Here is a 23213-nt window from a genome sequence, read left to right as displayed (position 1 = left end):
CACATATCTTCTAAATAGCGGCGCTCCCATTTCTGGGCAGGCCATTATTCGCCTTATCAGACGATTCCGATTGCCCGATAAGCCGGGTTTTTTGCAGTTAATTAACCGCTTTAGGTCTGAAAACGCTGTGCTAGGGTGTGCATCATTGGAGAAGTGCAGGGTGAAAACGTCACCCGGCGAGACGAGATGATTGAGGATCAGATGGCGATTCAGGGCATTGAAGGGGTACTGCAGCAGATGCAGACCATGGCAGTTCAGGCCGGCAAGATGGGGCAGAATGCGGCGCCGCAGGGCGTCAGCTTCGCCAGCGAACTGACCGCGGCGCTCGGCAAGATCAGCGAGACCCAGCAAACGGCGCGCAAACAGGCGCAGGATTTCGAACTGGGCGTGCCGGGCATCAGCCTGAACGATGTGATGGTCGATCTGCAGAAATCGTCGGTGTCTTTACAGCTGGGCGTACAGGTGCGCAACAAGCTGGTGGCGGCCTACCAGGATATTATGAATATGCCGGTGTGATGAACGTGCCGATCATTTTTCAGTGAAATTTGGGTCGGCGCTGTTACCCTATAGCGACGGTCATTTATCGGGATAGGATGATGTACAAATCGCTGTATCTTGCTCTGGGTATCATGGCGTTGTCTGGATGCGCCGGGCAAAACGATGACTATTCATCGGCACAAAAAAATGCGGCTCATCAGGACGCCGGCAAAGAATGGAAAGCGTTTGTCGCGCCACTGTCGGTGAAAACGCAGTCGCCCGGCGAGCGAGAAATGAAACGCGCTGCCCGGCAATACTGAAGTCACGACTTCAGCCAATAGGCAAAAAAAACCAGCTATCGAAATAGCTGGCTGAAGGTGCGATAAAACATTTATGTATGTGATGTAGGAGCGTCGACGCCCGCTCGAAGTGGTGCCGACGCGGTTATCATATTTGTTATGTTATAACAAATCAATGCTGCTGTGCGTTTGCTTCAGCCTGCCAATTCTGCGATCCGCTCGCGGGCGTTCGCCAACCCCTGAGCGAGGCCGTGCGGTTTCATATCCAGCCCTTCGGCATAGATAAACTGCACGTCGCCGATCCCCATCAGCCCCATCACCGAGCGCAGGTACGGCGTCACGGCGTCGGTCGGCTGGCCGGCGTGTACGCCGCCGCGTGAACTGAATACCAGCGCATTGACGCCCTCGACCAACCCGACCGGGTAGGTGGCGGTATAGTTGAACGTTACCCGGGCGCGGGCCACCAGATCGAACCAGTTTTTCAGCTGGGTTGGTACATTGAGGTTGTACATTGGTGCCCCGATCAGCAGCATATCGCTCCCTTTCAGTTCGGCAATCAGCCGATCGGAAAGCGCCACCGCCGCTTTGGCGCGTTGACTGGTGTTTTCTGCGCCTCGCAGCGCATCGAACAGCTCGCCGTCCAATACCGGCAGATCCAAGGCCGTCAAATCGTGTTCGACGATCTGATCTTCATATCCTTTGGCCCGACGCGCCGCCAGATAGTGGTCAATCAGGTTATTGGTCTGCGAGTCGTTTCCCATAATGCTGGATTTGAGTACCAGTATTTTTTTCATGCTGTTGTCCTCTGACGGTAATCTGTGGTTTTCACCGGGACTCCGGAATGACTGCAGGTTACCATTGCCTGATTCTCACCAGTGGTGATAGGTTTTCACTTGATTGATTCCAATTTGGAAGCATTAAGATGAAAAGCGATCTCAGCGCACTGCCGGCGTTTGTTGCCGTAGCGGAAGGCGGCAGTTTTGCCGCCGCCGCAGAAAAACTGCATCTGACACGTTCTGCGGTCAGCAAAATCGTGTCGCGTCTGGAGGCGCGGCTGGGCGTGATGTTGTTTATGCGCACGACGCGCAGCCTGAGCCTGACGGATGAAGGGGCGTTGTACTACGAGCACTGCCGGCAGGCGTTGGCGAACGTTCAGGCGGCGGAAAACCAGTTGGACAGTGGCAAGATGCAGGTCCGAGGCCGGCTCAGGATCTCGATGCCGGTGTTGTTCGGCCATCTGTGCATTGCACCCTTGATGACGGCACTGGCGAATGAGCATCCCTTACTGACGCTGGAAATTTCGTTCAACGACCGCAGGATCGATCTGATCGATGAGGGGTTCGATCTGGCGGTTCGCATCGGCGAACTGGCGGACAGCGGCAGTTTGGTTGCCCGGCGCTTGGGCGAACACGGCATGCTGCTGTGCGCCTCGCCCGACTACCTGCGGCGCAGTGGTGAACCGAGCACGCTGGACGCGTTAAGCCAACACCAGGCGGTGGGGTATCTGCACGCCGGCGCCGTGTTGCCCTGGCAACTTCGCGGCGAAAACGGTGAGCTGCAGTCGTTCAGGCCACCGGCCAAGATGATGATGGATGACATGCAGGGGATCGTCGATGCCGTTTCCGCCGGAGCCGGTATTGCCTGGCTGCCGGAGTGGCTGGTACGCGAGCGGCTGATGGCAGGGACGCTGGTGGAAATCATGCGCGGTGGATCCAGCCTCAGTTTTCCGGTGAATGCCGTGTGGCCCTATATGCCTTACCAGCCGCTCAAGGTGCGGCTGGCGGTGGAAAAACTGGTGGCGGAGCTACCGGGGAAATTGGCGCTTGTGGCACCACCGGTATTGCCGTGCTAATGGCCGGTGTCGCAACCGACAAGGAATGGGCGCTAATCTACCGAATAGAGGGGCGAAAACGGTGCTGTCAGGCTTATTGAATACGCAGGTGACCGTTTATTATAGCCTGATTAGTAGGGTTATTATTCGAGGCAGGTCAATGAGCACGAAAAGCGAATCCAGATGGCGTCTGATCAGTATTTTAATGCTGACGGTACTTGCCGTATTAATTGGCGTTCTGGTTAAACTGGACTGAAGTCTGACCAGGCGATAAAAAGCCTGGCCGTTTTATTGTGCGGCAAGTAAACGCATCATGTCTTCTTCATACAACAATACCAACAGCCACAGCCCCAACAACGTGATTGCTAGAGAAAATAATCGCTTTTCATTACGCATCATTTATTTCGCTCTTCGGCGGATGAACGTTGCGTAGCGTATCTCGGCGGTGTGACAATCGTTAGGGATCTGTGTCAAATAAAGCCATTTTGTTACGCGTCTATTTAGGTTTCTCCGGCGACCAGCGACTCAATGCCTTGAGAGCCGGGTTCCATAATCCTTTGATGACCGCGAATAGCGGTAGGGGCGAAACCGAAACGTTTGCGAAAACGTTCGGCGAAACGTGATGCGCTTTCATAGCCGACATGTTGCGCAATGGCGGAGATCGGCCAGTCGGTCGACTGCAGCAGGGCCAGCGCGCTACTCATGCGCACGTCGATCATCAGATTACGCAATGCGGTATTTTCCATCGACAGTTTGCGGCGCAGCATCACTTCACTCATCGACAGGCTCTCCGCCACTTTGGCCGCCGTCCAAATGCTGTGCGGATCGGTTGCCAGGCAGCGACGCACGCGTTGGGTGAGGTCTTTGGCTTCGTTGTGGATGAAGCGAATGCCGAACTGGGCCAGCCACAGCAGAATTTCCAGCATTTTGTGCCGCACGATGATGGTGGGAAACCGCTGCCGGAGCGCCAGCGCCAGGCTGGTCGTCTCAAAACTGTGCTTCAGGGCGCAGGGCAGGTTGCGCAGCGCCAGGACGGCATCGAACGGCATTGGCGTCGGCGCTTCCTCAGCCGGAGGCTGAATCGTGAGCAGCCGTGGATCGCAGGTCAGCAACTGGCAGCTGAAAACACCTTCTGCGGATGGGCCATTAATAATATCCACCGTTTGCCCCCCGTCGATAATCAACAGCTCGCCGGCATGAGCCACCACCTCGTGTTGTTGCCAGCGTACGCGCTTATGGCCTTGTTGTATCAGATACAGATGTGGTTGCTCAAAATAGACTGAAGGGAATAATAATTCAGTATGCTGAATGATGTGCGCTGAGGCGCCAATTCCTGGACAGAGATTAATTGTACGTTCCATCGATATTCATTTCGCAGCCATTATCTGAGAATATCTTTACGCTTTGATCCGCGTTGGAGCAACATTTTTCCATGGGCCGTGAAACACAGCGGCGTGTTTTATCTATCAAAAATCAATTTCCTGCTGAACAGAAAACGTCCGTGTCGGGATAATGTTTATCCATTAAAGTGAGAGCCAGGCTCGAAGCGCGCATTTTACCAATTACCCATAAACTGAATAATTCAAATGCCATAGATTAATATCCTAACGTAACCCGAGAGTAATAGCGCATAGTGCTATTTAATCCATTTTCGTCAGTATTGTCGATCTTATCGGACCTGTGGTTCCCCCAGCAACAGCGCACGATCATGAAACTGGCCGTAGGTATTGTTGACCACGTTCTGGCGCGTGGACTGTTCGATCAGCATCTTCAGCTCATCCATCCGCTGCTGTAACAGACGTTTGAGCTCGGTTTCGTTGTCGAGGATCTGTTGCAGCTTATTGCGCAGCATTTCCTGCAGCGCCATTGACGGGCCGGCTTGCCCGGTGAAGGCGGCGGTTTTTTCCACCGCCGTCACGTAAGCGAATTCGAGCTCGACGAGCTCCTCCCAGCGCCCGGTTTGCGCCAGCGCGATCATCTGGCTGCTCAGGCTATAAATTTGTTGATAAGCGGCTAACAGCTGCTGTTGACGTTCCATTACATGGCGTCCTGCGAAGGTTGGTAGTTAGGGCCAATCTGGCGCCAGGCGTCGGCGATGTTTTCCAGCAGTTTGACCACTTCGGCGATCGCCGCTTCGTCGTTGTGCAGGTTGGCCTGCATCAGCCGACGCTTCATATAGTCGTACAACGCCGCCAGGTTTTCGGCGATCTCGCCGCCCTGCTGAGGATCGAGGCCGCTTTTCAGACCGTTGTCGATGATGTTGATGGCTTTGGACAGCGCCATACCTTTGCCGGCGATATCGCCCTGGTTCATCAGGATGCGTGCGCGAAGCAGGGCGCTGAGCGCCCCGTCGAACAACATCACGATTAACTGGTGCGGGCTGGCGCTCATGGCGCCGCTTTCCAGACTGACCTGTGCATAGGCCTGAGTGCCGCTACGGTTATACATGCTGTTTTCTTTACCTTGTTAAAGGGTTACTTGAACTGTTGAGCCAAATAGTTACTGGTGCCGTTCATTTTCGACATCATGGTATCCAGCTGAACGAACTGTTGTTTATAACGATCGATGGTGTTCTGAATGCTGGCGGTGACCGTGGTGATCTGGCTGTTCAGGCGATCGAGGTTGGTGTTGATGCTCTTGGTCGAGTTCTCGATGATGCCGCCGGATTTGATGTAGCTTTGGATCTGGTTGTGGATCTCGGTGGCCATGCCGGTGTCTTTGCCGTTGCCGACGAAGAAGTTGCTGACCTGATCCGGCTTCTCATCCATCGCTTTCTTCAGCTTGGCGCTGTCGATTTCCAGCTTGCCGGTTTTGGTGTTGGTGGAAATACCGAGGTTGCCCAGGCCTTTCAAATCCGGGTTATCCTGGGCTGCGCTCAGGGCGCTTTTGATCGACGACTGAACGCCGCGCAGGGTGTTGTCGCCCAGCAGCGGACCGTTGCTGGGGTTTGGCGCTTCGCCGGTTTTCACCGGGGTGAACTTGGACAGTGCGTTGAAGGTGTCCAGCAGTGAGTTATAGCTATCGACCCACTCTTTGATTTTGTCGGTGGTGCCGGCGGTGTTGGCGCTGATCACCAGGTGCTGCGGTTCATCGGTTTTGGTTTTGGTTTTCAAATCGATGGTAACGCCCTGCAGGGCATCGCTGATCGAGTTGGTGCTGCGCTTGATGGCTGTGCCGTTCACCATCAGCTCCGCATCCTGCGGCGCGACCGTCTGCTTCATGGCAGTGGTGGTGCCGCGGGTGGCGTTGTAGTTCAGGATATCGCCCAGCTTATCGTCGTTATCGACCTGGAGGGAAATCTTGTTGTTTTCGCCGGTGGTGGAGGAGCTGATCGCCAGCTGATAGTCGTTGTCGCCGACGCGCATGATGCTGGCGGTGACGCCGGCTTTGGCGCCGTTGATGGCGTCGCGCATCTCAAGCAGAGAGGTTTGATCGTCGCTGAGCGGGATCTTGGTTTCTTTCGGCGGGTTGCCGGCGGTGATGGTCAGAGAGCGGTTGGTGATGCCTTCTTTACCTAATTTTTCGCCTTGATCGCTGACTTTCGCCTGCGTGGTCAGGGTTTGCGCCTGCGCCAGTTTGTTCACTTCCACCACGTAGTTGCCCGGTACCGCCTTGGCGTTGGTGGTGATTTTAAAGGCGTCATGTTCGGTGGCGGTAGTCGCCTTGAAGAAGTCCTCTTTCGCCATCTCCTTGCTGAGGTTGTCGAACTTTTCCAATGCGCCTTTGAGCGTGCCGTAACCGGTCAGCTGGGCGTTATAGCTGGATTGCTTGGTGGTGTAGGGGGTCAGGCGCTGTTGTTCCGCCTTGGTCAGCTTATCCAGCAGGCCGTTGAGGTCGAGTCCTGAGCCGAGACCTAATGAACTGATCGTTGCCATGAGTAATTCTCCTTGATGATGACTTTATTCGCTTTACGCGTTATCGGCCCAGTGATGAAAAAGTTTACCGAAAAAAGCAAAAAACCGATGGCGCAATAGAGGAGGGAAAAACCACGTTATTTCTGCCATTGCCGCAGACGCAAAAAATTTTAAAAAATTGCTAAAGGTTGTTAGGGGAGGGCCGATACCTGAGGGGACGGTGGTTGACGCCGTGGGCAAATAAGCCCGAACCTTTTAACTGTGTTGCGAAGAACGCAACTGACTCGTAAGGAAAGCAAACAATGGCACAAGTAATCAACACTAACAGCCTGTCGCTGATGGCGCAGAACAACCTGAACAAATCTCAGTCTTCTCTGGGCACTGCGATTGAGCGTCTGTCTTCCGGTCTGCGTATCAACAGCGCGAAAGACGATGCTGCGGGTCAGGCGATCTCCAACCGTTTCACCGCGAACATCAAAGGCCTGACTCAGGCTTCCCGTAACGCCAACGACGGTATCTCTCTGGCGCAGACCACTGAAGGCGCACTGAACGAAGTTAACGACAACCTGCAGAACATCCGTCGTCTGACCGTACAGGCGCAGAACGGTTCTAACTCCAGCAGCGACCTGAAATCCATCCAGGACGAAATCACCGAGCGCATGTCGGAAATCAACCGTATCTCCGCGCAGACTGACTTCAACGGCGTGAAAGTGCTGAGCAGCGATCAGAAACTGACCATCCAGGTTGGCGCTAACGACGGTGAAACTATCGACATCAACCTGCAGAAAATCGACTCCACTAAACTGGGTCTGGATGGCTTCGACGTTACTACTAAAGGCCCTACTGCGGGTTCCGCGATTGCTACCGGCGCTCACATCAAAGCTGCTACCGGTGAAGACGTTGTTTACGATGCTGCCACTGCGAAAAGCGGTTTGGCTGACGGTAAGGCGCTGATCTCTGGTAAAGGTGCAGATGGTAAAGATGCGATGTTTGTCGAAACTACCGACAAAACTACCGGTGCTAAAACTTACGCTGCAGCCTCTGTAGACAAAGACGGTAAAGTAACCGAAGGCACTGCCGTCACCATGAAAAACCCACTGGATACCCTGGACAAAGCGCTGGCACAGGTTGACGGCCTGCGTTCTTCCCTGGGTGCGGTACAGAACCGTTTCGATTCTGTTATCAACAACCTGAACAGCACCGTGAACAACCTGTCCGCCTCTCAGTCCCGTATTCAGGATGCTGACTACGCGACCGAAGTGTCCAACATGAGCCGTGCCAACATCCTGCAACAGGCTGGCACCTCTGTTCTGGCACAGGCTAACCAGTCTACTCAGAACGTTCTGTCCCTGCTGCGTTAATCGTCTCTCCCGATTAACTGTCGCAAAGAAACCCCGCTTCGGCGGGGTTTTTTTATGCTCGCGCACCGCGCTGTTATTACATGGCGCAAATAAAGCCTGTTTTGTGCGACTGTTCAGCCGATTGGCATTTCGCCCCCTACGCATAATAGCGCTGACTCTCTTATCCGCAGGTTTAAGACATAGTGAGCGATCTGTATACCGCCGAAGGCGTGATGGACAAAAATTCTCTCTGGCTGCGCTACGTGCCGTTAGTGCGCCACGAGGCGTTGCGCCTGCAGGTCAGGCTGCCCGCCAGCGTGGAGCTTGACGACCTGCTGCAGGCCGGGGGAATCGGGCTATTGAACGCCGTTGAGCGTTATGACGCCCTACAGGGAACCGCCTTTACCACCTATGCGGTGCAGCGCATTCGCGGCGCGATGCTCGACGAGCTGCGCAGCCGCGACTGGGTGCCGCGCAGCGTGCGACGCCATGCGCGTGAGGTCGCGCAGGTGATGCGGCAACTGGAACAGCGTTACGGCCGCCCGGCGAGCGAGACGGAAGTGGCGCAGACGCTGAATATCTCGCTGGATGAGTACCGTCAAATTCTGTTGGACACCAATAACAGCCAGCTTTTCTCCTACGACGAATGGCGCGAGGAGCATGGCGAAAACGCGGAACCGATGCTGGAAGGGCATGAAGAGGCCAACCCGCTGCATCACCTGTTGGAAGGCAGCCTGCGCCAGCGGGTGATCGACGCCATCGAGGCGTTGCCGGAGCGCGAAAAAATGGTGCTGACGCTGTATTACCAGGAAGAGTTGAATCTCAAAGAGATCGGCGCCGTGCTGGACGTCGGGGAGTCCCGCGTCAGCCAACTGCACAGTCAGGCGATCAAACGGCTGCGTGCGCGGCTGGCGAACGATACCTGACGGCGACCCGCCGCCCCTCAACTCGATGACTCATGCGACAATCGGACTGCCCTTTATGCCAGGAATACTGTTGAAGAAACGGCCGCTTAGCCGTTACCTGAAAGACTACAAGCACAGCCAGACCCATTGCTCCCAGTGCGGCAAACTGTTGGACCGCATGGCGCTGGTGTTTCGCGGCAAGATTATCAATAAAGAAGCCATCGCGCGCATGGATCAGCCGATCGACGATGCGGTCTGGCAAAACGTGCAGCACGAGCTGACCGCGCTGTGCCGCTTTTGCAGCGAGATCTCCTGCAACAGCCACCCGAGCTATTTCGACATCATGGCGTTCAAGCAGTATCTGTTCGAACAGACCGAGATGAGCCACAGCACCATCCGTGAGTATGTAGTGCGGCTGCGCCGGCTGGACGAAATGCTGGTGGCGCGCAACTATCCGGCGGATAAATTCGCCAGCAGCGCCAGCCATCAGCGCATCATCGACGATCTGCCTACCGCGGCGCACAATAACTACCGCATTGCGCTGCGCAAATACGATCAGTATCTCGCCTGGCAGCGCAGCTACTGAGACTTTTCCCCGGCCGTTGGGCCGGGGCCTGCTGTTTCCCCCGTGATAAAGGATGATTATTCAGTTCACATCTGCTAAATCTATCGGTTATCAGATGTTGATATTCGATTCCCTGGGGGGAAGTAGTGAACCTGCAACAACAACTGGCGCAATTTCCGCGTCTGGATCTGGTTGGCACCGCCACACCGCTCGAAAAGCTGTCCCGTCTCTCCGATTACCTCGGCCGCGAAATCTACCTCAAACGTGACGATGTCACTCCAATGGCCATGGGTGGCAACAAGCTGAGAAAGCTCGAGTTTCTGGCCGCCGACGCGCTGCGACAAGGCGCCGATACGCTGGTCACCGCCGGCGCCATTCAATCCAACCACGTGCGCCAGACGGCGGCGGTGGCGGCGAAACTCGGCCTGCACTGCGTCGCGCTGCTGGAAAACCCTATCGACACCCGCGCGGAAAACTACCTGACCAACGGCAACCGCCTGTTGCTCGGCCTGTTCAACGCCGAGGTGGTGATGTGCGAAGCGCTGCACGATCCGCAGCAACAGCTGGCGGAACTGGCGACGCGCCTTGAGGCGCAGGGGTTCCGGCCTTACGTGGTGCCGGTGGGTGGTTCCAATGCCCTGGGCGCGCTGGGATACGTGCAGTGCGCATTGGAAATTGCCGAACAGAGCCAACGCAGCAACGTGGCGTTCAGTTCTGTGGTGGTGGCGTCCGGCAGCGCCGGCACTCACGCCGGGCTGGCGGTGGGGTTGCAACAGCTGCTGCCGGAAACCGAGTTGATCGGCGTGACGGTCTCGCGCACCGTGATCGATCAACTGCCGAAGGTGGAGCAGATCCAGAAAGCCCTGGCTTGTTCGCTGAATATCGACGAGCTGGCGCCGATCGCGCTGTGGGACGATTATTTCGCGCCGCAGTACGGCATGCCGAACGAAGAGGGCATGGCGGCGGTTCAGCTGCTGGCGCAGCAAGAGGGCGTGTTGCTGGATCCGGTATACACCGGCAAAGCGATGGCCGGTTTGATCGACGGCATCGCCCAGCGGCGCTTCCGCGATGAGGGCCCTATTCTGTTCGTTCACACCGGTGGTGCGCCGGCGCTGTTCGCCTACCATCCGCAGGTGTAAAAACCGCTTGTTATTCCATTTTGAACTATATTTATAAAGTTATATTCCTTTATGCGGGCGGTCGCACTGTTAAAGTGCTGATATCAAAAAAGATAAATAACACACAGGGGTGTTTATGATGTTTGCGAAAGTTCGTCGTCAATGGTTGTTGGGCGTGGTGGGTATTGCGTTGGCCGCCGGTGTGACGACTCAAACCTACGCCGCTGATAACCTGCTGCAGCAGGTGAAACAGCGCGGCACGCTGATCGTCGGGCTGGAAGGCACCTATCCGCCGTTCAGCTTCCAGGGTGAAGACGGCAAGTTGACCGGTTTTGAAGTGGATTTCGCCAACGCGCTGGCGGAACATCTGGGCGTGAAAGCCAAGCTGAACCCGACCAAGTGGGACGGCATGCTGGCGTCGTTGGACTCGAAACGTATCGACGTGGTTATCAACCAGGTGACGCTCTCCGATGAGCGCAAGAAGAAATATGACTTCTCCACTCCGTATACCGTTTCCGGTATTCAGGCGCTGGTGAAAAAGGGCAACGAAGGCACCATCACCAAGCCGGAGGACCTGAAGGGCAAGAAGGTCGGCGTTGGCCTGGGCACCAACTATGAGCAATGGCTGCGCGAGAACGTGCAGGGCGTAGACGTGCGCACCTACGACGACGATCCGACCAAGTATCAGGATCTGCGCGTTGGCCGCATCAACGCCATTCTGGTGGATCGCCTGGCGGCGCTGGATCTGGTGAAGAAAACCGGCGATACGCTGGCGGTAGCCGGCCCGGCGTTCTCTCGCCAGGAATCCGGCGTGGCGCTGCGCAAGAACAACCCAGAGCTGCTGGCCGCGATTGACCAGGCGATCGCCGAGATGCAAAAAGACGGCACGCTGGCGAAGATCTCCGAGAAATGGTTTGGCGCGGACGTAACTAAATAATGCACGAAAGTATTCAACTGGCGCTGGATTCAGCGCCATTTTTATTGAAGGGCGCAATACTGACGCTTCAGCTCAGCCTGGGCGGTATGGCGTTGGGGTTGCTGCTCGGTTTTCTGCTGGCGCTGATGCGTCTTTCACCGCTTTGGCCGCTGTCGTGGCTGTCGCGTATCTACGTGTCGCTGTTCCGCGGTACGCCGTTGATCGCCCAACTGTTTATGATCTATTACGGTCTGCCGCAGTTCGGCATCGAGTTCGATCCCTTCCCGGCGGCGCTGATTGGCCTGTCGCTCAATACCGCCGCCTACACCTCGGAAACGCTGCGTGCGGCGATTTCGTCGATCGACAAAGGGCAGTGGGAAGCCGCCGCCAGCATCGGCATGACCCGTTGGCAAACCCTGCGTCGGGTGATCCTGCCGCAGGCGGCGCGCACCGCCTTGCCGCCGCTGGGCAACAGCTTTATCGGCCTGGTGAAAGACACCTCGCTGGCCGCCACCATACAGGTGCCGGAACTGTTCCGCCAGGCGCAGCTGATCACCTCGCGCACGCTGGAAGTGTTCACCATGTACCTGGCGGCATCGCTGATTTATTGGGTGATGGCAACCCTGCTTTCCGCGCTGCAAAACCGTCTGGAAGCCCACGTTAATCGCCAGGATCAGGAGTAGCGCATGAGTGCCATTGAAGTTAAGCAATTGACCAAGCAGTTCAAGGGTCAGACGGTGCTGCATGGGATCGATCTGGCGGTGGACGCCGGCGAAGTGGTGGCGATCATCGGGCCGAGCGGTTCGGGGAAAACCACCTTGTTGCGCTGCATCAACCTGCTGGAGGAGCCGGATTCCGGCACCATTCGCGTCGGCGATATCCTGATCGACGGCAGCAAGCCGCTGAGCAAACAGAAAAATCAGGTGCGGGCGCTGCGTCAGCAGGTCGGTTTCGTGTTCCAGAACTTCAACCTGTTCCCGCACCGTTCGGTGCTGGAAAACATCATCGAAGGGCCGGTTATCGTTAAAGGCGAGGCGAAAGCCAGCGCGGAACAGCGCGCCCGCGCGTTGCTGGCCAAGGTGGGCCTGAGCGGCAAAGAGCAGGCTTATCCACGTCGACTGTCCGGCGGGCAGCAGCAGCGGGTGGCTATCGCGCGCGCGCTGGCGATGCAGCCGGAGGTGATTTTGTTCGATGAGCCGACGTCGGCGCTCGATCCCGAGCTGGTGGGGGAAGTGCTCAATACCATGCGCTCACTGGCGGAAGAGAAACGCACTATGGTGATCGTCACGCATGAGATGAGCTTCGCCCGCGACGTGGCCGACCGGGTTATCTTTATGGATCACGGCCGCATCGTCGAACAGGGCCCGGCCAAAGCGCTGTTCGCCAATCCGCAGCATCAGCGCACCCAGCAATTCCTCGACAAGTTCCGGAATCAATAAGGCGTCGGGGGCGTTTCCCCCGACCGCATTCACTCCGCTTTCAACCATTCGTTTCGCGCGGCGGCGAGAAATCCGCTGCGGCTGCCGTATCCCGGATATTGCCGAACCCGAGAGTCAATGCGTCTCGTAGCGCTCTGACGCGGCTTTCAAACAGAATAATCCGTCTATGTTGTTATCGTCCAAGAGCGACGCCCCACCCTGTAAGGATAATAAGGCGCTAACGGCTGATCGGCCTGCGGACAATAAAAAACCCTGCACGAGTGCAGGGTTTGCGTAGCGGTGAGCCAATCAGGCGGCCATGCATGGCCGCCTTGGCGATGCGTTAACCGATGGTCATCAGGCTGGCGTTACCGCCGGCGGCGGCGGTGTTGACGCTCAGCGAACGTTCGATCAGCAGGCGTTCCAACAGGATGTTGGTTTCACCGTGGGCGAAGCCCTGCACCGAAACGATGGCGCCGCCGCGCTGCGCGATCTGCTCGCACAGGGTGCGCAGCTGGTCGGCATCGCCGTGGTAGATGGCGGCGTCGAACTCGACCTTATCCTGCTGCCAGTCTTTGCTGAAGGCGATGCGCGCCTGCACATCGTTCGGCAAGCGGCGGAACAGATTGCGCTGCAGTTCCGCTTCCGGCCACAGCACGCAGCTGCCAACCGCCAGCACGGCGGCCAGCTGGGTCAGCGCGTCGGTTTCGTTATCCGCCAGGCACAGCACGCGTTCACGCGGCAACAGGGCATAGGTATTGCGCTCGCCGGTTGGGCCCGGCAGCGGGCGTACGGTGCCGCCCTGGCCCAGTTCCGCATAGCGCTGCGCCAATGCCGCCAGTTCGCCGTGTTGGCTGGTGACCGCCCATTTCTCCAGCGATTGCAGCGCACCCAGCAGCTGCGGCCGTGCGGTGGCTTCCATCGGGCGCTCTTCGTCCTGACGGTGCAGCGTACGTTGCAGCGCGTCGTCCGGGCGGTTGGCCAGCAGACGGTACAGGTACAGCGGACCGCCGGCTTTCGGGCCGGTGCCTGACAGGCCTTCGCCGCCGAACGGCTGCACGCCGACCACTGCGCCGACCATGTTGCGGTTGACGTACAGGTTGCCGACCTTGGCACGTTCGGTCACCCGGGCGATGGTTTCATCGATACGGGTGTGAATGCCCAGCGTCAGGCCATAACCGGCGGCGTTGATCTGATCGACCAGCGCGTCCAGATTGTTGCGCTGGAAGCGCACCACGTGCAACACCGGGCCGAAGATCTCTTTCTGCAGCTCGTCGAAGCTGTCGAGCTCGATCAGCGTCGGCTTGATGAAGGTGCCGCGCGCCCACTCTTTCTCATCCTGCGCGCTGCCTTTGGCGGCCTGGTAGACCTTGCGGCCTTTGGCACGCATCGCTTGGATGTGGCGTTCGATGCCGGTTTTGGCTTCGGCGTCGATCACCGGGCCCACGTCGGTCGACAGGCGCTCCGGATTGCCCATGCGGCATTCGGCCATCGCGCCGCGCAGCATTTGCAGCGTGTGCTCGGCCACGTCTTCCTGAATGCACAGGATTCGCAGCGCGGAGCAGCGTTGGCCGGCGCTGTCGAAGGCGGAGGCCACTACGTCAGTCACCACCTGTTCGGTCAGGGCGGAGGAGTCGACGATCATGGCGTTCAGGCCGCCGGTTTCGGCGATCAGCGGCGTCGGACGGCCTTGAGGATCCAGACGGCCGGCGATGCTGCGCTGCAGAATGCCGGCGACGTCGGTGGAGCCGGTAAACATCACGCCGCGGACGCGGGCGTCGTTAACCAGCGTCGAGCCGACGGTTTCACCCTGGCCCGGCAGCAGCTGCAGCACGCCTTGCGGAATGCCGGCTTCCAGCAGGATACGCACCGCCTGCGCGGCCACCAGCGGCGTTTGTTCGGCCGGTTTGGCCAGCACGCTGTTGCCCGCCGCCAGCGCGGCGGCGATTTGGCCGGTGAAGATCGCCAGCGGGAAGTTCCACGGGCTGATGCAGACCACCGGGCCCAGCGGGCGGTGGCTGTCGTTGGCGAAGTCGTCGCGCACCTGGCCGGCGTAGTAGTGCAGGAAGTCGACCGCTTCGCGCACTTCGGCGATGGCGTTGTTGAAGGTTTTACCCGCTTCACGCACCAGAATGCCCAGCAGGCTTTGCAGCTGGCTTTCCATCAGTTCGGCGGCGCGTTCGAGGATCGCGGCGCGCTCCGTCGGCGGCGTAGCGAACCAGATTGGGCCGGCGGCCGCGGCGGCGTCGAGCGCACGGCTGACTTCGCCTTCGGTGGCTTCACGCACGTAGCCGACCACATCGCCTGGCTCTGCCGGGTTGATCACCGGCTGCTCGACGCCCTGATCCAACTCGGCATCGATGATAGGTTCCGCGCGCCATGGATGGCTAGCGCTGGTGAGCAGGGCACTGGAGAGTGAGGCCAGACGCTGTTCGTTGGACAGATCCAGGCCGCTGGAGTTGGTACGTTTCTCGCCATACAGCTCGCGCGGCAGCGGAATGCGCGGATGCGGCAGACCAATCTGGCCTTCGCTGGCCGCCAGCGCTTCCACGGCGCTGACCGGATCGGCCACCAGCTCGTCGAGCGGCAGGGTGGCGTCGGCGATGCGGTTGACGAACGAGGTGTTGGCGCCGTTTTCCAGCAGGCGGCGCACCAGGTAAGCCAGCAGCGTTTCATGGGTGCCGACCGGTGCATAGATGCGGCAAGGGCGGTTCAGTTTGCCGTCGGCCACTTTGCCCACTACCTGTTCGTACAACGGTTCACCCATGCCGTGCAGGCATTGGAACTCATACTGGCCAGGATAGTAGTTATTGCCGGCCAGGTGATAGATGGCGCTCAGCGTATGGGCGTTGTGGGTCGCGAACTGCGGATAAATCAGGTTCGGCACCGACAGCAGCTTGCGGGCGCAGGCCAGGTAGGATACGTCGGTGTACACCTTGCGGGTGTAAACCGGATAACCTTCCAGGCCATCCATTTGGGCGCGTTTGATTTCGCTGTCCCAGTAAGCGCCTTTCACCAGACGGATCATCAGGCGACGGCGGCTGCGTTGCGCCATGTCGATCACCGCGTCGATGGCGAACGGGCAACGTTTTTGGTAGGCCTGGATCACGAAACCGATGCCGTTCCAGCCGGCCAACTGCGGCTCGAAGCACAGCTTCTCCAGCAGATCGAGCGAGATTTCCAGTCGGTCGGCCTCTTCGGCATCGATGTTGATGCCGATATCATACTGGCGTGCCTGCAGGGTCAGCGACAGCAGGCGCGGGTAAAGCTCTTCCATCACGCGTTCGTACTGCGCGCGGCTGTAGCGCGGGTGCAGGGCGGACAATTTGATGGAGATGCCGGGGCCTTCATAGATGCCGCGGCCGTTGGAGGCTTTGCCGATGGCGTGGATCGCCTGCTGGTAGGAAACCAGGTAGGCCTGGGCGTCGGCCTCGGTCAGGGCGGCTTCGCCCAGCATGTCGTAGGAGTAGCGGAAACCTTTTTCTTCCAGCTTGCGCGCGTTGGCCAGCGCCTCGGCGATGGTTTCGCCGGTCACGAACTGTTCGCCCATCAGGCGCATCGCCATGTCCACGCCTTTGCGGATCAGCGGCTCGCCGCTCTTGCCGATAATGCGGTTCAGCGAGCGGGACAGATTGGCTTCGTTATGGGTCGACACCAGCTTGCCGGTGAACAGCAGGCCCCAGGTGGCGGCGTTGACGAACAGCGACGGGCTGCGCCCGAGGTGCGAATGCCAGTTGCCGTTGCTGATCTTGTCGCGGATCAGGGCATCGCGGGTCGGTTTGTCCGGAATGCGCAGCAGCGCTTCCGCCAGGCACATCAGCGCTACGCCTTCCTGCGAGGAGAGGGAGAACTCTTGCAGCAGGCCTTGCACCATGCCGGCGCGGCCGTTTGCACTTTTTTGGTTACGCAACTTCTCGGCGATGCCGTAGGCCATTTTGTGAGTAGCCTGAGCCAGATCGGCAGGTAATCGCGCCTGTTCGAGCAACATCGGCACCGCTTCGGTCTCCGGGCGACGATAGGCGGCGGTGATGGCGGCGCGGGTCACCGATTGCGGCAGAATTTGTTCGGCGAAATCGAGGAATGGCTGGTGTGACTCTTCCTGCGCTTGCGGCATAATGTCGTCCGCTTCAGGCTGGCCCGCAGCGGCCAGCGCTGGAATTTCAGGAATATCGGTACCGCTCTCGAGACGCTCGAGGTAATTAAAGATGGCCTGCTTGATGAGCCAGTGCGGCGTGCGATCGATGCGCTGCGCGGCGCTCTTGATCCGGTCGCGTGTTGCCTCGTCGAGTTTCACGCCCATTGTGGTAGTGCCCATGCCTATCCAACTCCTGTGTTTAGAACCTATCCCATCAGGCTAGACAAACAGCAGGCTGGAAAGCCTGTTGGGATAGGTTCGTGTGATGTGTGGTGTCAAGAATGCAGACAATATCCTGCATGTTGCAACTTTGTGCAACCTTGTTAAATCAGGCGGATGAACGAAGTGTGAGTTTCATCGATTTTTTAACACAGGCAGTTGGCACGAATGTTGCGTTATTGAGCGAACGCGGCGGGGTTTATTACGCCGCAGGCGCTTTACCTTGCGGTATATGAGGGTAATAGCAGGGTGCAACTCATTTTGTTTGTCGTGAGTGCAACCTTTGAGCCCGGTAAATGTGACGCAGGGTAAACTTTGTGTAACTTTGTTGTTAAATATCTTGTTGGTTGATGAAAGGCTCATCTAGGATAACCGACGGTCAACAATTACGGGCAGAAACTATTTTACCTGCACTTGCTCGCAGGCTGCGCCACGTTCCGGCGCGGCGGCCAGTGAAATGCATTGCGCGTGGGTTTACCGGCGCCGGCTTGGCCGGAGCGAAACGCGAATAATAATGAAAGTGGAGAATTAAATGACAATGAGCACACCTATGCTGGTGACCTTCCTGGTGTACATTTTCGGGATGGTGCTGATCGGCCTGCTTGCCTACCGGGCAACCAACAACTTTGATGACTATATTCTCGGCGGTCGCAGTTTGGGCAGCGTGGTGACCGCGCTGTCCGCCGGCGCTTCCGACATGAGCGGCTGGTTGCTGATGGGCCTGCCGGGCGCCATCTTCCTCTCCGGCATCTCCGAAAGCTGGATCGCCATCGGCCTGACCATTGGCGCTTACCTGAACTGGAAGCTGGTGGCAGGAAGGCTGCGCGTACATACCGAAGCCAACAACAACGCCCTGACGCTGCCGGACTATTTCACCAGCCGCTTTGAAGACAACAGCAAGTTGCTGCGGGTGATCTCGGCCATCGTCATCCTGGTGTTCTTCACCATTTACTGCGCCTCCGGCATCGTGGCCGGCGCGCGCCTGTTCGAAAGCACCTTCGGCATGAGCTACGAAACCGCCCTGTGGGCCGGCGCCGCAGCGACCATCCTCTACACCTTTATCGGCGGTTTCCTGGCGGTGAGCTGGACCGACACCGTGCAGGCCAGCCTGATGATTTTCGCGCTGATCCTGACGCCGGTGATCGTGATCTTCGCCGTCGGCGGCATCGATACCTCGATGCTGGTGATCCAGGCGCAGAACCCGGCCAACCTCGACATGCTGAAGGGCTTGAACTTCGTCGCCATCCTGTCGCTGCTGGGTTGGGGCCTGGGCTATTTCGGCCAGCCGCACATCCTGGCGCGTTTCATGGCGGCGGATTCTCACCGCACCATCCGCAGCGCGCGTCGCATCAGCATGACCTGGATGATCCTGTGCCTGGCCGGCACCATCGCCGTCGGTTTCTTCGGCATTGCTTACTTCGCCAATAACCCGGATCAAGCCGGTAACGTGTCGCAGAACGGCGAACGCGTGTTCATTGAACTGGCGATGTTGTTGTTCAACCCTTGGGTGGCGGGCGTGCTGCTGTCGGCGATTCTGGCGGCGGTCATGAGTACCCTGAGCTGCCAGCTGCTGGTGTGCTCCAGTGCGATCACTGAAGACCTGTACAAGGCATTTCTGCGCAAAGGCGCCAGCCAGCGTGAGCTGGTATGGGTCGGCCGCGTGATGGTGCTGGTGGTGGCGTTGATCGCCATCGCGCTGGCGGCCAACCCGGAAAACCGCGTACTGGGCCTGGTGAGCTATGCCTGGGCCGGTTTCGGCGCCGCCTTTGGCCCGGTTGTGCTGATTTCGGTGATGTGGTCGCGCATGACCCGCAACGGCGCGCTGGCCGGGATGCTGGTCGGTGCGGTGACGGTGATCGTCTGGAAACAGTATGAATGGCTGGGCCTGTATGAAATCATCCCGGGCTTTATTCTGGGCTGTTTCGCCATCGTGGTTGTGAGCCTGATGGGCCGCCAGCCTTCCTCCACCATGACCGAACGTTTCGATCAGGCGGAAGCCGAGTACAAAACGGTATAACGCCGTTCGATGTCAGTCAGCAAGGGGCGCGCAGAGCGCCCCTTCTTTTTGCCTGTTCGCCACTGTCACTCAACTGTAACACCTGGCGACATTTGATTAGAAAAAATCACGCTTGCGCCTCTTGTATTTCTTCTTGGCAGAATGATAATCACTCTCGTTGTATTTTACGTTTCTTTACAGAGTTGCCGCCGCTCATTTCGAGTCAGTTTTCTCTGCCGCCGCGGTCTATTCAGGGGTGATTATTTATGTTCGTTCCCTTTCTTATCATGTTCCGCGAGGGGCTGGAGGCTGCGCTGATTGTCAGCCTGATCGCCAGCTACCTGAAACGCACGCAGCGCAGCCAATGGCTCGGTACGGTGTGGATCGGCGTGATTGTCGCCGCGGCGCTGTGTCTGGCGCTCGGCATCTTCATCAATGAGACCACCGGCGAGTTCCCGCAAAAACAGCAGGAGCTGTTTGAAGGCATCGTGGCGGTGGTGGCGGTGCTGATCCTCACCTATATGGTGTTTTGGATGCGTAAGGTGTCCAAATCGGTCAAGGTGCATCTGGAAGGCGCGATCGATCAGGCGCTTAACGCTGGCAAAGGGCAGGGTTGGGCGCTGGTGGCGATGGTGTTCTTCGCCGTAGCGCGTGAAGGGCTGGAGTCGGTGTTCTTCCTGTTGGCGGCGTTTCAGCAAGACGTGGGCGCCGCGGCGCCGATCGGTGCGGTGCTCGGTCTGGTGGCCGCCATCGTGCTGGGTATGATGATTTACTGGGGCGGGGTGAAGCTGCACCTGGCCAAATTCTTCAAATGGACCAGCCTGTTCATTCTGTTCGTCGCCGCAGGCCTGGCCGCCGGGGCGATCCGCGCCTTCCACGAAGCCGGTCTGTGGAACCATTTCCAGGACATCGCCTTCGATTTCAGCAGCACCCTGTCGACCCATTCGCTGTTCGGTACTCTGCTGGAAGGCATTCTCGGCTATCAGGAAGCCCCAACGGTCAGCGAAGTGGCGGTCTACTTCCTGTATCTGATCCCGGCGCTGATTTTCTTTTTCCTGCCGCAGCGCGCGGAGCCGGCAGCGGCCCCGGCGCAACGTAAAATCAATCATTAATGTTTAATAGGGAATCTCGTATGTCTACTCCGTTATTTCGCCGCAAGGCGTTGCACGCAGCATTACTGGCTATCCCGGCGTTTGCGCTGAGCATCGACGCCTTGGCGGCGGACGTGCCGCAGGTCAAGGTCACGGTCAACGACAAGCAGTGCGAACCGATGCAGCTGACGGTCCCGGCCGGCAAGACGCAGTTTGTGGTGCACAACACCAGCCAGAAAAACGTCGAATGGGAAATCCTGAAAGGGGTGATGGTGGTGGAAGAGCGCGAGAACATCGCGCCGGGTTTCACCCAGAAAATGACCGCCACGCTGGAAGCGGGCGAATATGACATGACCTGCGGGCTGCTGAGCAATCCGAAAGGCAAACTGACCGTCACCGCAGCGGCCAACGGCGCGACCGAGGGCAAACCGAGCGCGCTGGATCTGGTTGGCCCGATCGCCGAATACAAAGTCTACGTCACCAAAGAAGTCGATGGGCTGGTGAAACAGACCAAGCTGTTCACCGACGCGGTGAAGGCCGGTAACGTGGAGCAGGCGCGCAAGCTGTACGCGCCGACCCGCCAGCACTATGAGCGCATTGAGCCGATCGCCGAGCTGTTCTCCGATCTGGACGGCAGCATCGATGCCCGCGAAGACGACTACGAGAAGAAAGCGGCGGATCCTAACTTCACCGGTTTCCACCGCCTCGAGAAGGCGCTGTTTGCCGACAACTCGACCAAAGACATGGGCAAATATGCCGATCGTCTGTATCACGACACCGTTGAGCTTCAAAAACGCGTGAGTGAACTGACCTTCCCGCCGAGCAAAGTGGTGGGCGGCGCAGCCGGGCTGATCGAAGAGGTGGCGGCCAGCAAGATCAGCGGTGAAGAAGACCGCTACAGCCGCACCGATCTGTGGGACTTCCAGGCCAACGTCGACGGTGCGCAGAAGATAGTCAACCTGCTGCGCCCGCTGCTGGTCAAGGCCAATAAGCCGCTGCTGGACAAGATCGACGCCAACTTCAAAACCGTGGACACCATCTTGGCGAAGTACCAAACCAAAGACGGCTATGAGTCCTATGAGAAGCTGACCGATGCCGATCGCAATGCGTTGAAAGGGCCGATCACCACGCTGGCGGAAGATCTTTCCCAACTGCGCGGCGTGTTGGGCCTGGACTGAGGCATACGGTTATGAGCAACAAGGCAGGCCCGCACAGCGGGCCGCATCCGCACTCTCAGGGGGCGGCATCGCCTTCGCGGCGTCGTTTGCTGCAAGGGTTGGGGCTGGGCGCGCTGGCGCTGGGCGGCACCCGCCTGGCGCAGGCGGCGGGCAACGCGGCGGAGCCGTTGGCGACGCCGCAGGATGAGCGCTGGCAGAAACAGCCGTTTTATGGCCGCCATCAGGCTGGGGTGCTGACCCCGCAACAGGCGGCGATGATGCTGGTGGCGTTCGATGTGCTGGCGACCAGCAAAGCGGATCTGGAGCGCCTGTTCCGGCTGCTGACCGATCGCATCGCCTTCCTGACCCACGGCGGCAAGGCGCCGGAGGTGGACGCCAAGCTGCCGCCGCTCGATTCCGGCATCATGGGGCCGGAGATTTACCCGGACAACCTGACCATCACCGTCTCGGTCGGCGCATCGCTGTTTGATGAACGCTTTGGTCTGCAGGCGCACAAGCCGCTGAAATTGCAGAAAATGACCCGTTTCCCCAACGATGCGTTGGACGCCGGGCTTTGCCACGGCGATCTGCTGCTGCAGATCTGCGCCAACACCAATGAAACCGCTCTCCACGCGCTGCGCGATATCATCAAGCACTCTCCGGATCTGCTCAGCGTGCGCTGGAAGCGGGAAGGGTTCATCTCCGCGCACGCCGCGCGCAGCAAAGGCAAAGAGACGCCGATTAACCTGTTGGGTTTCAAAGACGGCACCGCCAACCCGAAAACCGACGACAAACCGCTGATGGATAAAGTGGTGTGGGTCGGCGACAGCGTCGGTGAACCGGCGTGGACGGCGGGCGGCAGCTATCAGGCGGCGCGCATTATTCGTTTCCGCGTCGAGTTTTGGGATCGCACGCCGCTGCAAGAGCAGGAAACCATCTTCGGCCGCGAGAAGCACAGCGGGGCGCCGCTGGGCATGAAGCATGAACATGACGAGCCGAATTACGCGAACGATCCCGACGGCAAGGTGATCCCGATGGATGCGCACATCCGGCTGGCTAACCCGCGCACGCCGGAAAGCCAAAGCAACCTGATGCTGCGGCGCGGCTACAGTTATTCCCTTGGCGTCTCCAATGCCGGGCAGCTGGAAATGGGGCTACTGTTCGTCTGCTATCAGGCCGATCTGGAGAAAGGCTTCCTGACGGTGCAAAAAAGGCTGAACGGCGAAGCGCTGGAGGAATACATCAAGCCGATTGGCGGCGGATATTTCTTCGTCTTGCCGGGCGTGAAAGAGGGCGGCGATTATCTGGCCAGCGGCCTGCTCAAGGCCTGAAGCCGGAATGACGAGGTGGGATCGCCTGCCTCGTTTTACCTGCCGTACGAGAGATTGAGCGTCGAAAGTCAATTCGACACCAGGCCTATGGATTAAAAAGTTTTCACCGCCCGCACTTTTAAACTGCGCAAAATTTAATCAGGAAACCAAAGTGTCATTCGCGGTATTTAATTGCAATTAATTGATATTTATAGATTATAAATTCTTGTGGAATGACGTGTCGTGCGTGATATAGTGTTTTAGCGATAACTAAAAACAAAGCATATAAAATTTTTTTACATTTTAGTAACGCGACCGGATTGAATGTCATTATACTGTAATCATCTGGCGGTAGTTTTCACAGGGTGCACAGCTTGAAGCTGTAAATATCACTGCGGGGATCGCTAATGGTAAAGTCCTTGGTTGGGCTGGAAAGAAAAAATAACACATCTCCCCTGATTTCTCGTTGTAACGAGGGTTCTCTCTCCGACTCTCTTTTACCGGCAACTCCGCACTCTTATCGCTACCGAATCTCATCGCTTTTTACTCCACGTTTATTGATGCAGTCCGCGTTGTCCCGTG

General features: G+C 58.1%; 20 protein-coding genes and 1 pseudogene. 14 read left to right on the top strand and 7 right to left on the bottom strand.

The annotated features are described in order from the left end of the window. Positions 1-201: 201 nt before the first annotated feature. Positions 202-516 (top strand): flagellar hook-basal body complex protein FliE, encoded by a 315-nt coding sequence (fliE, locus tag FOT55_RS20005; RefSeq protein ID WP_025159836.1) that lies wholly within the window; start codon positions 202-204, stop codon positions 514-516. A gap of 80 nt (positions 517-596) precedes the next feature. Further along, positions 597-797: a hypothetical protein gene (locus tag FOT55_RS20000; RefSeq protein WP_025303247.1), complete on the top strand. Its 201-nt coding sequence runs from the start codon at positions 597-599 to the stop codon at positions 795-797. A gap of 173 nt (positions 798-970) precedes the next feature. Here FOT55_RS20000 and FOT55_RS19995 read toward each other — a convergent pair whose 3' ends face one another. Continuing rightward, on the bottom strand, positions 971-1570 hold the full coding sequence (locus FOT55_RS19995) for an FMN-dependent NADH-azoreductase (RefSeq protein WP_147823922.1): 600 nt from the start codon (positions 1568-1570) through the stop codon (positions 971-973). A 128-nt stretch (positions 1571-1698) separates the two neighbouring features. Here FOT55_RS19995 and FOT55_RS19990 point away from each other — a divergent pair, with 128 nt between their 5' ends. Further along, entirely contained in the window at positions 1699-2628 is a 930-nt protein-coding gene (locus FOT55_RS19990; RefSeq protein WP_025303245.1) for a LysR family transcriptional regulator, read from the top strand. 479 nt (positions 2629-3107) lie between these two features. On the opposite strand, the gene FOT55_RS19985 is transcribed toward FOT55_RS19990, so the two are convergent. The 4 genes from FOT55_RS19985 to fliD all read right to left on the bottom strand — a co-directional run bounded on the left by FOT55_RS19985 (position 3108) and on the right by fliD (position 6482). After that, positions 3108-3968, bottom strand: coding sequence for a helix-turn-helix transcriptional regulator (locus tag FOT55_RS19985; protein ID WP_025303244.1), 861 nt, complete (start codon positions 3966-3968; stop codon positions 3108-3110). Between the two features lie 308 nt (positions 3969-4276). Beyond that, complete coding sequence (fliT, locus tag FOT55_RS19980; protein ID WP_004934765.1) at positions 4277-4645, bottom strand: flagella biosynthesis regulatory protein FliT; 369 nt, start codon at positions 4643-4645, stop codon at positions 4277-4279. Continuing rightward, on the bottom strand, positions 4645-5055 hold the full coding sequence (gene fliS, locus FOT55_RS19975) for a flagellar export chaperone FliS (RefSeq protein WP_025303243.1): 411 nt from the start codon (positions 5053-5055) through the stop codon (positions 4645-4647). Before fliS ends, fliT begins: the two co-directional genes overlap by 1 nt. A 26-nt stretch (positions 5056-5081) precedes the next feature. Next, a complete protein-coding gene (gene fliD, locus FOT55_RS19970) occupies positions 5082-6482 on the bottom strand; it encodes a flagellar filament capping protein FliD (protein WP_060433356.1) in 1401 nt (466 codons plus the stop codon). Positions 6483-6763: 281 nt separating this feature from the next. Here fliD and FOT55_RS19960 point away from each other — a divergent pair, with 281 nt between their 5' ends. The 7 genes from FOT55_RS19960 to tcyN all read left to right on the top strand — a co-directional run bounded on the left by FOT55_RS19960 (position 6764) and on the right by tcyN (position 12744). Then, positions 6764-7822, top strand: a complete 1059-nt coding sequence (locus FOT55_RS19960; protein ID WP_141968195.1) for a FliC/FljB family flagellin — start codon at positions 6764-6766, stop codon at positions 7820-7822. A gap of 182 nt (positions 7823-8004) precedes the next feature. Then, on the top strand, positions 8005-8727 hold the full coding sequence (locus FOT55_RS19955) for an RNA polymerase sigma factor FliA (protein ID WP_004934752.1): 723 nt from the start codon (positions 8005-8007) through the stop codon (positions 8725-8727). A 55-nt stretch (positions 8728-8782) separates the two neighbouring features. Next, complete coding sequence (gene fliZ, locus FOT55_RS19950) at positions 8783-9292, top strand: flagella biosynthesis regulatory protein FliZ (RefSeq protein ID WP_025303240.1); 510 nt, start codon at positions 8783-8785, stop codon at positions 9290-9292. A 125-nt stretch (positions 9293-9417) separates the two neighbouring features. Beyond that, the gene (locus tag FOT55_RS19945; protein ID WP_025303239.1) at positions 9418-10410 is read left to right on the top strand and encodes a D-cysteine desulfhydrase; all 993 of its coding nucleotides are present in this window, start codon (positions 9418-9420) and stop codon (positions 10408-10410) included. A gap of 115 nt (positions 10411-10525) precedes the next feature. Continuing rightward, positions 10526-11326 carry a cystine ABC transporter substrate-binding protein gene (gene tcyJ / locus FOT55_RS19940; RefSeq protein WP_025303238.1) on the top strand — a complete coding sequence of 267 codons (801 nt, stop codon included), beginning with the start codon at positions 10526-10528 and terminating at the stop codon, positions 11324-11326. Further along, positions 11326-11988: a cystine ABC transporter permease gene (tcyL, locus tag FOT55_RS19935; protein ID WP_025303237.1), complete on the top strand. Its 663-nt coding sequence runs from the start codon at positions 11326-11328 to the stop codon at positions 11986-11988. Before tcyJ ends, tcyL begins: the two co-directional genes overlap by 1 nt. A 3-nt stretch (positions 11989-11991) precedes the next feature. Further along, positions 11992-12744: an L-cystine ABC transporter ATP-binding protein TcyN gene (gene tcyN / locus FOT55_RS19930; protein WP_089195983.1), complete on the top strand. Its 753-nt coding sequence runs from the start codon at positions 11992-11994 to the stop codon at positions 12742-12744. A gap of 29 nt (positions 12745-12773) precedes the next feature. Here tcyN and FOT55_RS25735 read toward each other — a convergent pair. Then, positions 12774-12866: pseudogene (locus tag FOT55_RS25735) on the bottom strand (type II toxin-antitoxin system HicB family antitoxin); the annotation flags it as partial. Between the two features lie 200 nt (positions 12867-13066). Beyond that, positions 13067-17038: a trifunctional transcriptional regulator/proline dehydrogenase/L-glutamate gamma-semialdehyde dehydrogenase gene (gene putA, locus FOT55_RS19920; RefSeq protein WP_025303235.1), complete on the bottom strand. Its 3972-nt coding sequence runs from the start codon at positions 17036-17038 to the stop codon at positions 13067-13069. Positions 17039-17609: 571 nt separating this feature from the next. Here putA and putP point away from each other — a divergent pair. From putP to efeB, 4 genes are all read left to right on the top strand, one after another. Continuing rightward, positions 17610-19094 carry a sodium/proline symporter PutP gene (gene putP / locus FOT55_RS19915; RefSeq protein ID WP_147823921.1) on the top strand — a complete coding sequence of 495 codons (1485 nt, stop codon included), beginning with the start codon at positions 17610-17612 and terminating at the stop codon, positions 19092-19094. Between the two features lie 245 nt (positions 19095-19339). Further along, the gene (efeU, locus tag FOT55_RS19910; protein WP_147823920.1) at positions 19340-20185 is read left to right on the top strand and encodes an iron uptake transporter permease EfeU; all 846 of its coding nucleotides are present in this window, start codon (positions 19340-19342) and stop codon (positions 20183-20185) included. A 20-nt stretch (positions 20186-20205) separates the two neighbouring features. Further along, positions 20206-21342, top strand: coding sequence for an iron uptake system protein EfeO (efeO, locus tag FOT55_RS19905; RefSeq protein WP_147823919.1), 1137 nt, complete (start codon positions 20206-20208; stop codon positions 21340-21342). An 11-nt stretch (positions 21343-21353) separates the two neighbouring features. Continuing rightward, a complete protein-coding gene (gene efeB / locus FOT55_RS19900) occupies positions 21354-22652 on the top strand; it encodes an iron uptake transporter deferrochelatase/peroxidase subunit (protein ID WP_147823918.1) in 1299 nt (432 codons plus the stop codon). Positions 22653-23213: the final 561 nt, after the last annotated feature.

Source organism: Serratia bockelmannii (assembly GCF_008011855.1).
Taxonomy (GTDB): Bacteria; Pseudomonadota; Gammaproteobacteria; order Enterobacterales; family Enterobacteriaceae; genus Serratia; species Serratia bockelmannii.
Note: the sequence above shows the minus strand (reverse complement) of the source record. Positions and strands in the feature narration are given on the sequence as shown.

Bases quoted from the DNA above. Each gene is read 5' to 3' on its own strand.
- fliE (WP_025159836.1), top strand. From the start codon at position 202: ATGGCGATTCAGGGCATTGAAGGGGTACTGCAGCAGATGCAGACCATG.
- FOT55_RS20000 (WP_025303247.1), top strand. From the start codon at position 597: ATGTACAAATCGCTGTATCTTGCTCTGGGTATCATGGCGTTGTCTGGA.
- FOT55_RS19995 (WP_147823922.1), bottom strand. From the start codon at position 1,570: ATGAAAAAAATACTGGTACTCAAATCCAGCATTATGGGAAACGACTCG.
- FOT55_RS19990 (WP_025303245.1), top strand. From the start codon at position 1,699: ATGAAAAGCGATCTCAGCGCACTGCCGGCGTTTGTTGCCGTAGCGGAA.
- FOT55_RS19985 (WP_025303244.1), bottom strand. From the start codon at position 3,968: ATGGAACGTACAATTAATCTCTGTCCAGGAATTGGCGCCTCAGCGCAC.
- fliT (WP_004934765.1), bottom strand. From the start codon at position 4,645: ATGGAACGTCAACAGCAGCTGTTAGCCGCTTATCAACAAATTTATAGC.
- fliS (WP_025303243.1), bottom strand. From the start codon at position 5,055: ATGTATAACCGTAGCGGCACTCAGGCCTATGCACAGGTCAGTCTGGAA.
- fliD (WP_060433356.1), bottom strand. From the start codon at position 6,482: ATGGCAACGATCAGTTCATTAGGTCTCGGCTCAGGACTCGACCTCAAC.
- FOT55_RS19960 (WP_141968195.1), top strand. From the start codon at position 6,764: ATGGCACAAGTAATCAACACTAACAGCCTGTCGCTGATGGCGCAGAAC.
- fliZ (WP_025303240.1), top strand. From the start codon at position 8,783: ATGCCAGGAATACTGTTGAAGAAACGGCCGCTTAGCCGTTACCTGAAA.
- tcyJ (WP_025303238.1), top strand. From the start codon at position 10,526: ATGATGTTTGCGAAAGTTCGTCGTCAATGGTTGTTGGGCGTGGTGGGT.
- tcyL (WP_025303237.1), top strand. From the start codon at position 11,326: ATGCACGAAAGTATTCAACTGGCGCTGGATTCAGCGCCATTTTTATTG.
- tcyN (WP_089195983.1), top strand. From the start codon at position 11,992: ATGAGTGCCATTGAAGTTAAGCAATTGACCAAGCAGTTCAAGGGTCAG.
- putA (WP_025303235.1), bottom strand. From the start codon at position 17,038: ATGGGCACTACCACAATGGGCGTGAAACTCGACGAGGCAACACGCGAC.
- putP (WP_147823921.1), top strand. From the start codon at position 17,610: ATGACAATGAGCACACCTATGCTGGTGACCTTCCTGGTGTACATTTTC.
- efeU (WP_147823920.1), top strand. From the start codon at position 19,340: ATGTTCGTTCCCTTTCTTATCATGTTCCGCGAGGGGCTGGAGGCTGCG.
- efeO (WP_147823919.1), top strand. From the start codon at position 20,206: ATGTCTACTCCGTTATTTCGCCGCAAGGCGTTGCACGCAGCATTACTG.
- efeB (WP_147823918.1), top strand. From the start codon at position 21,354: ATGAGCAACAAGGCAGGCCCGCACAGCGGGCCGCATCCGCACTCTCAG.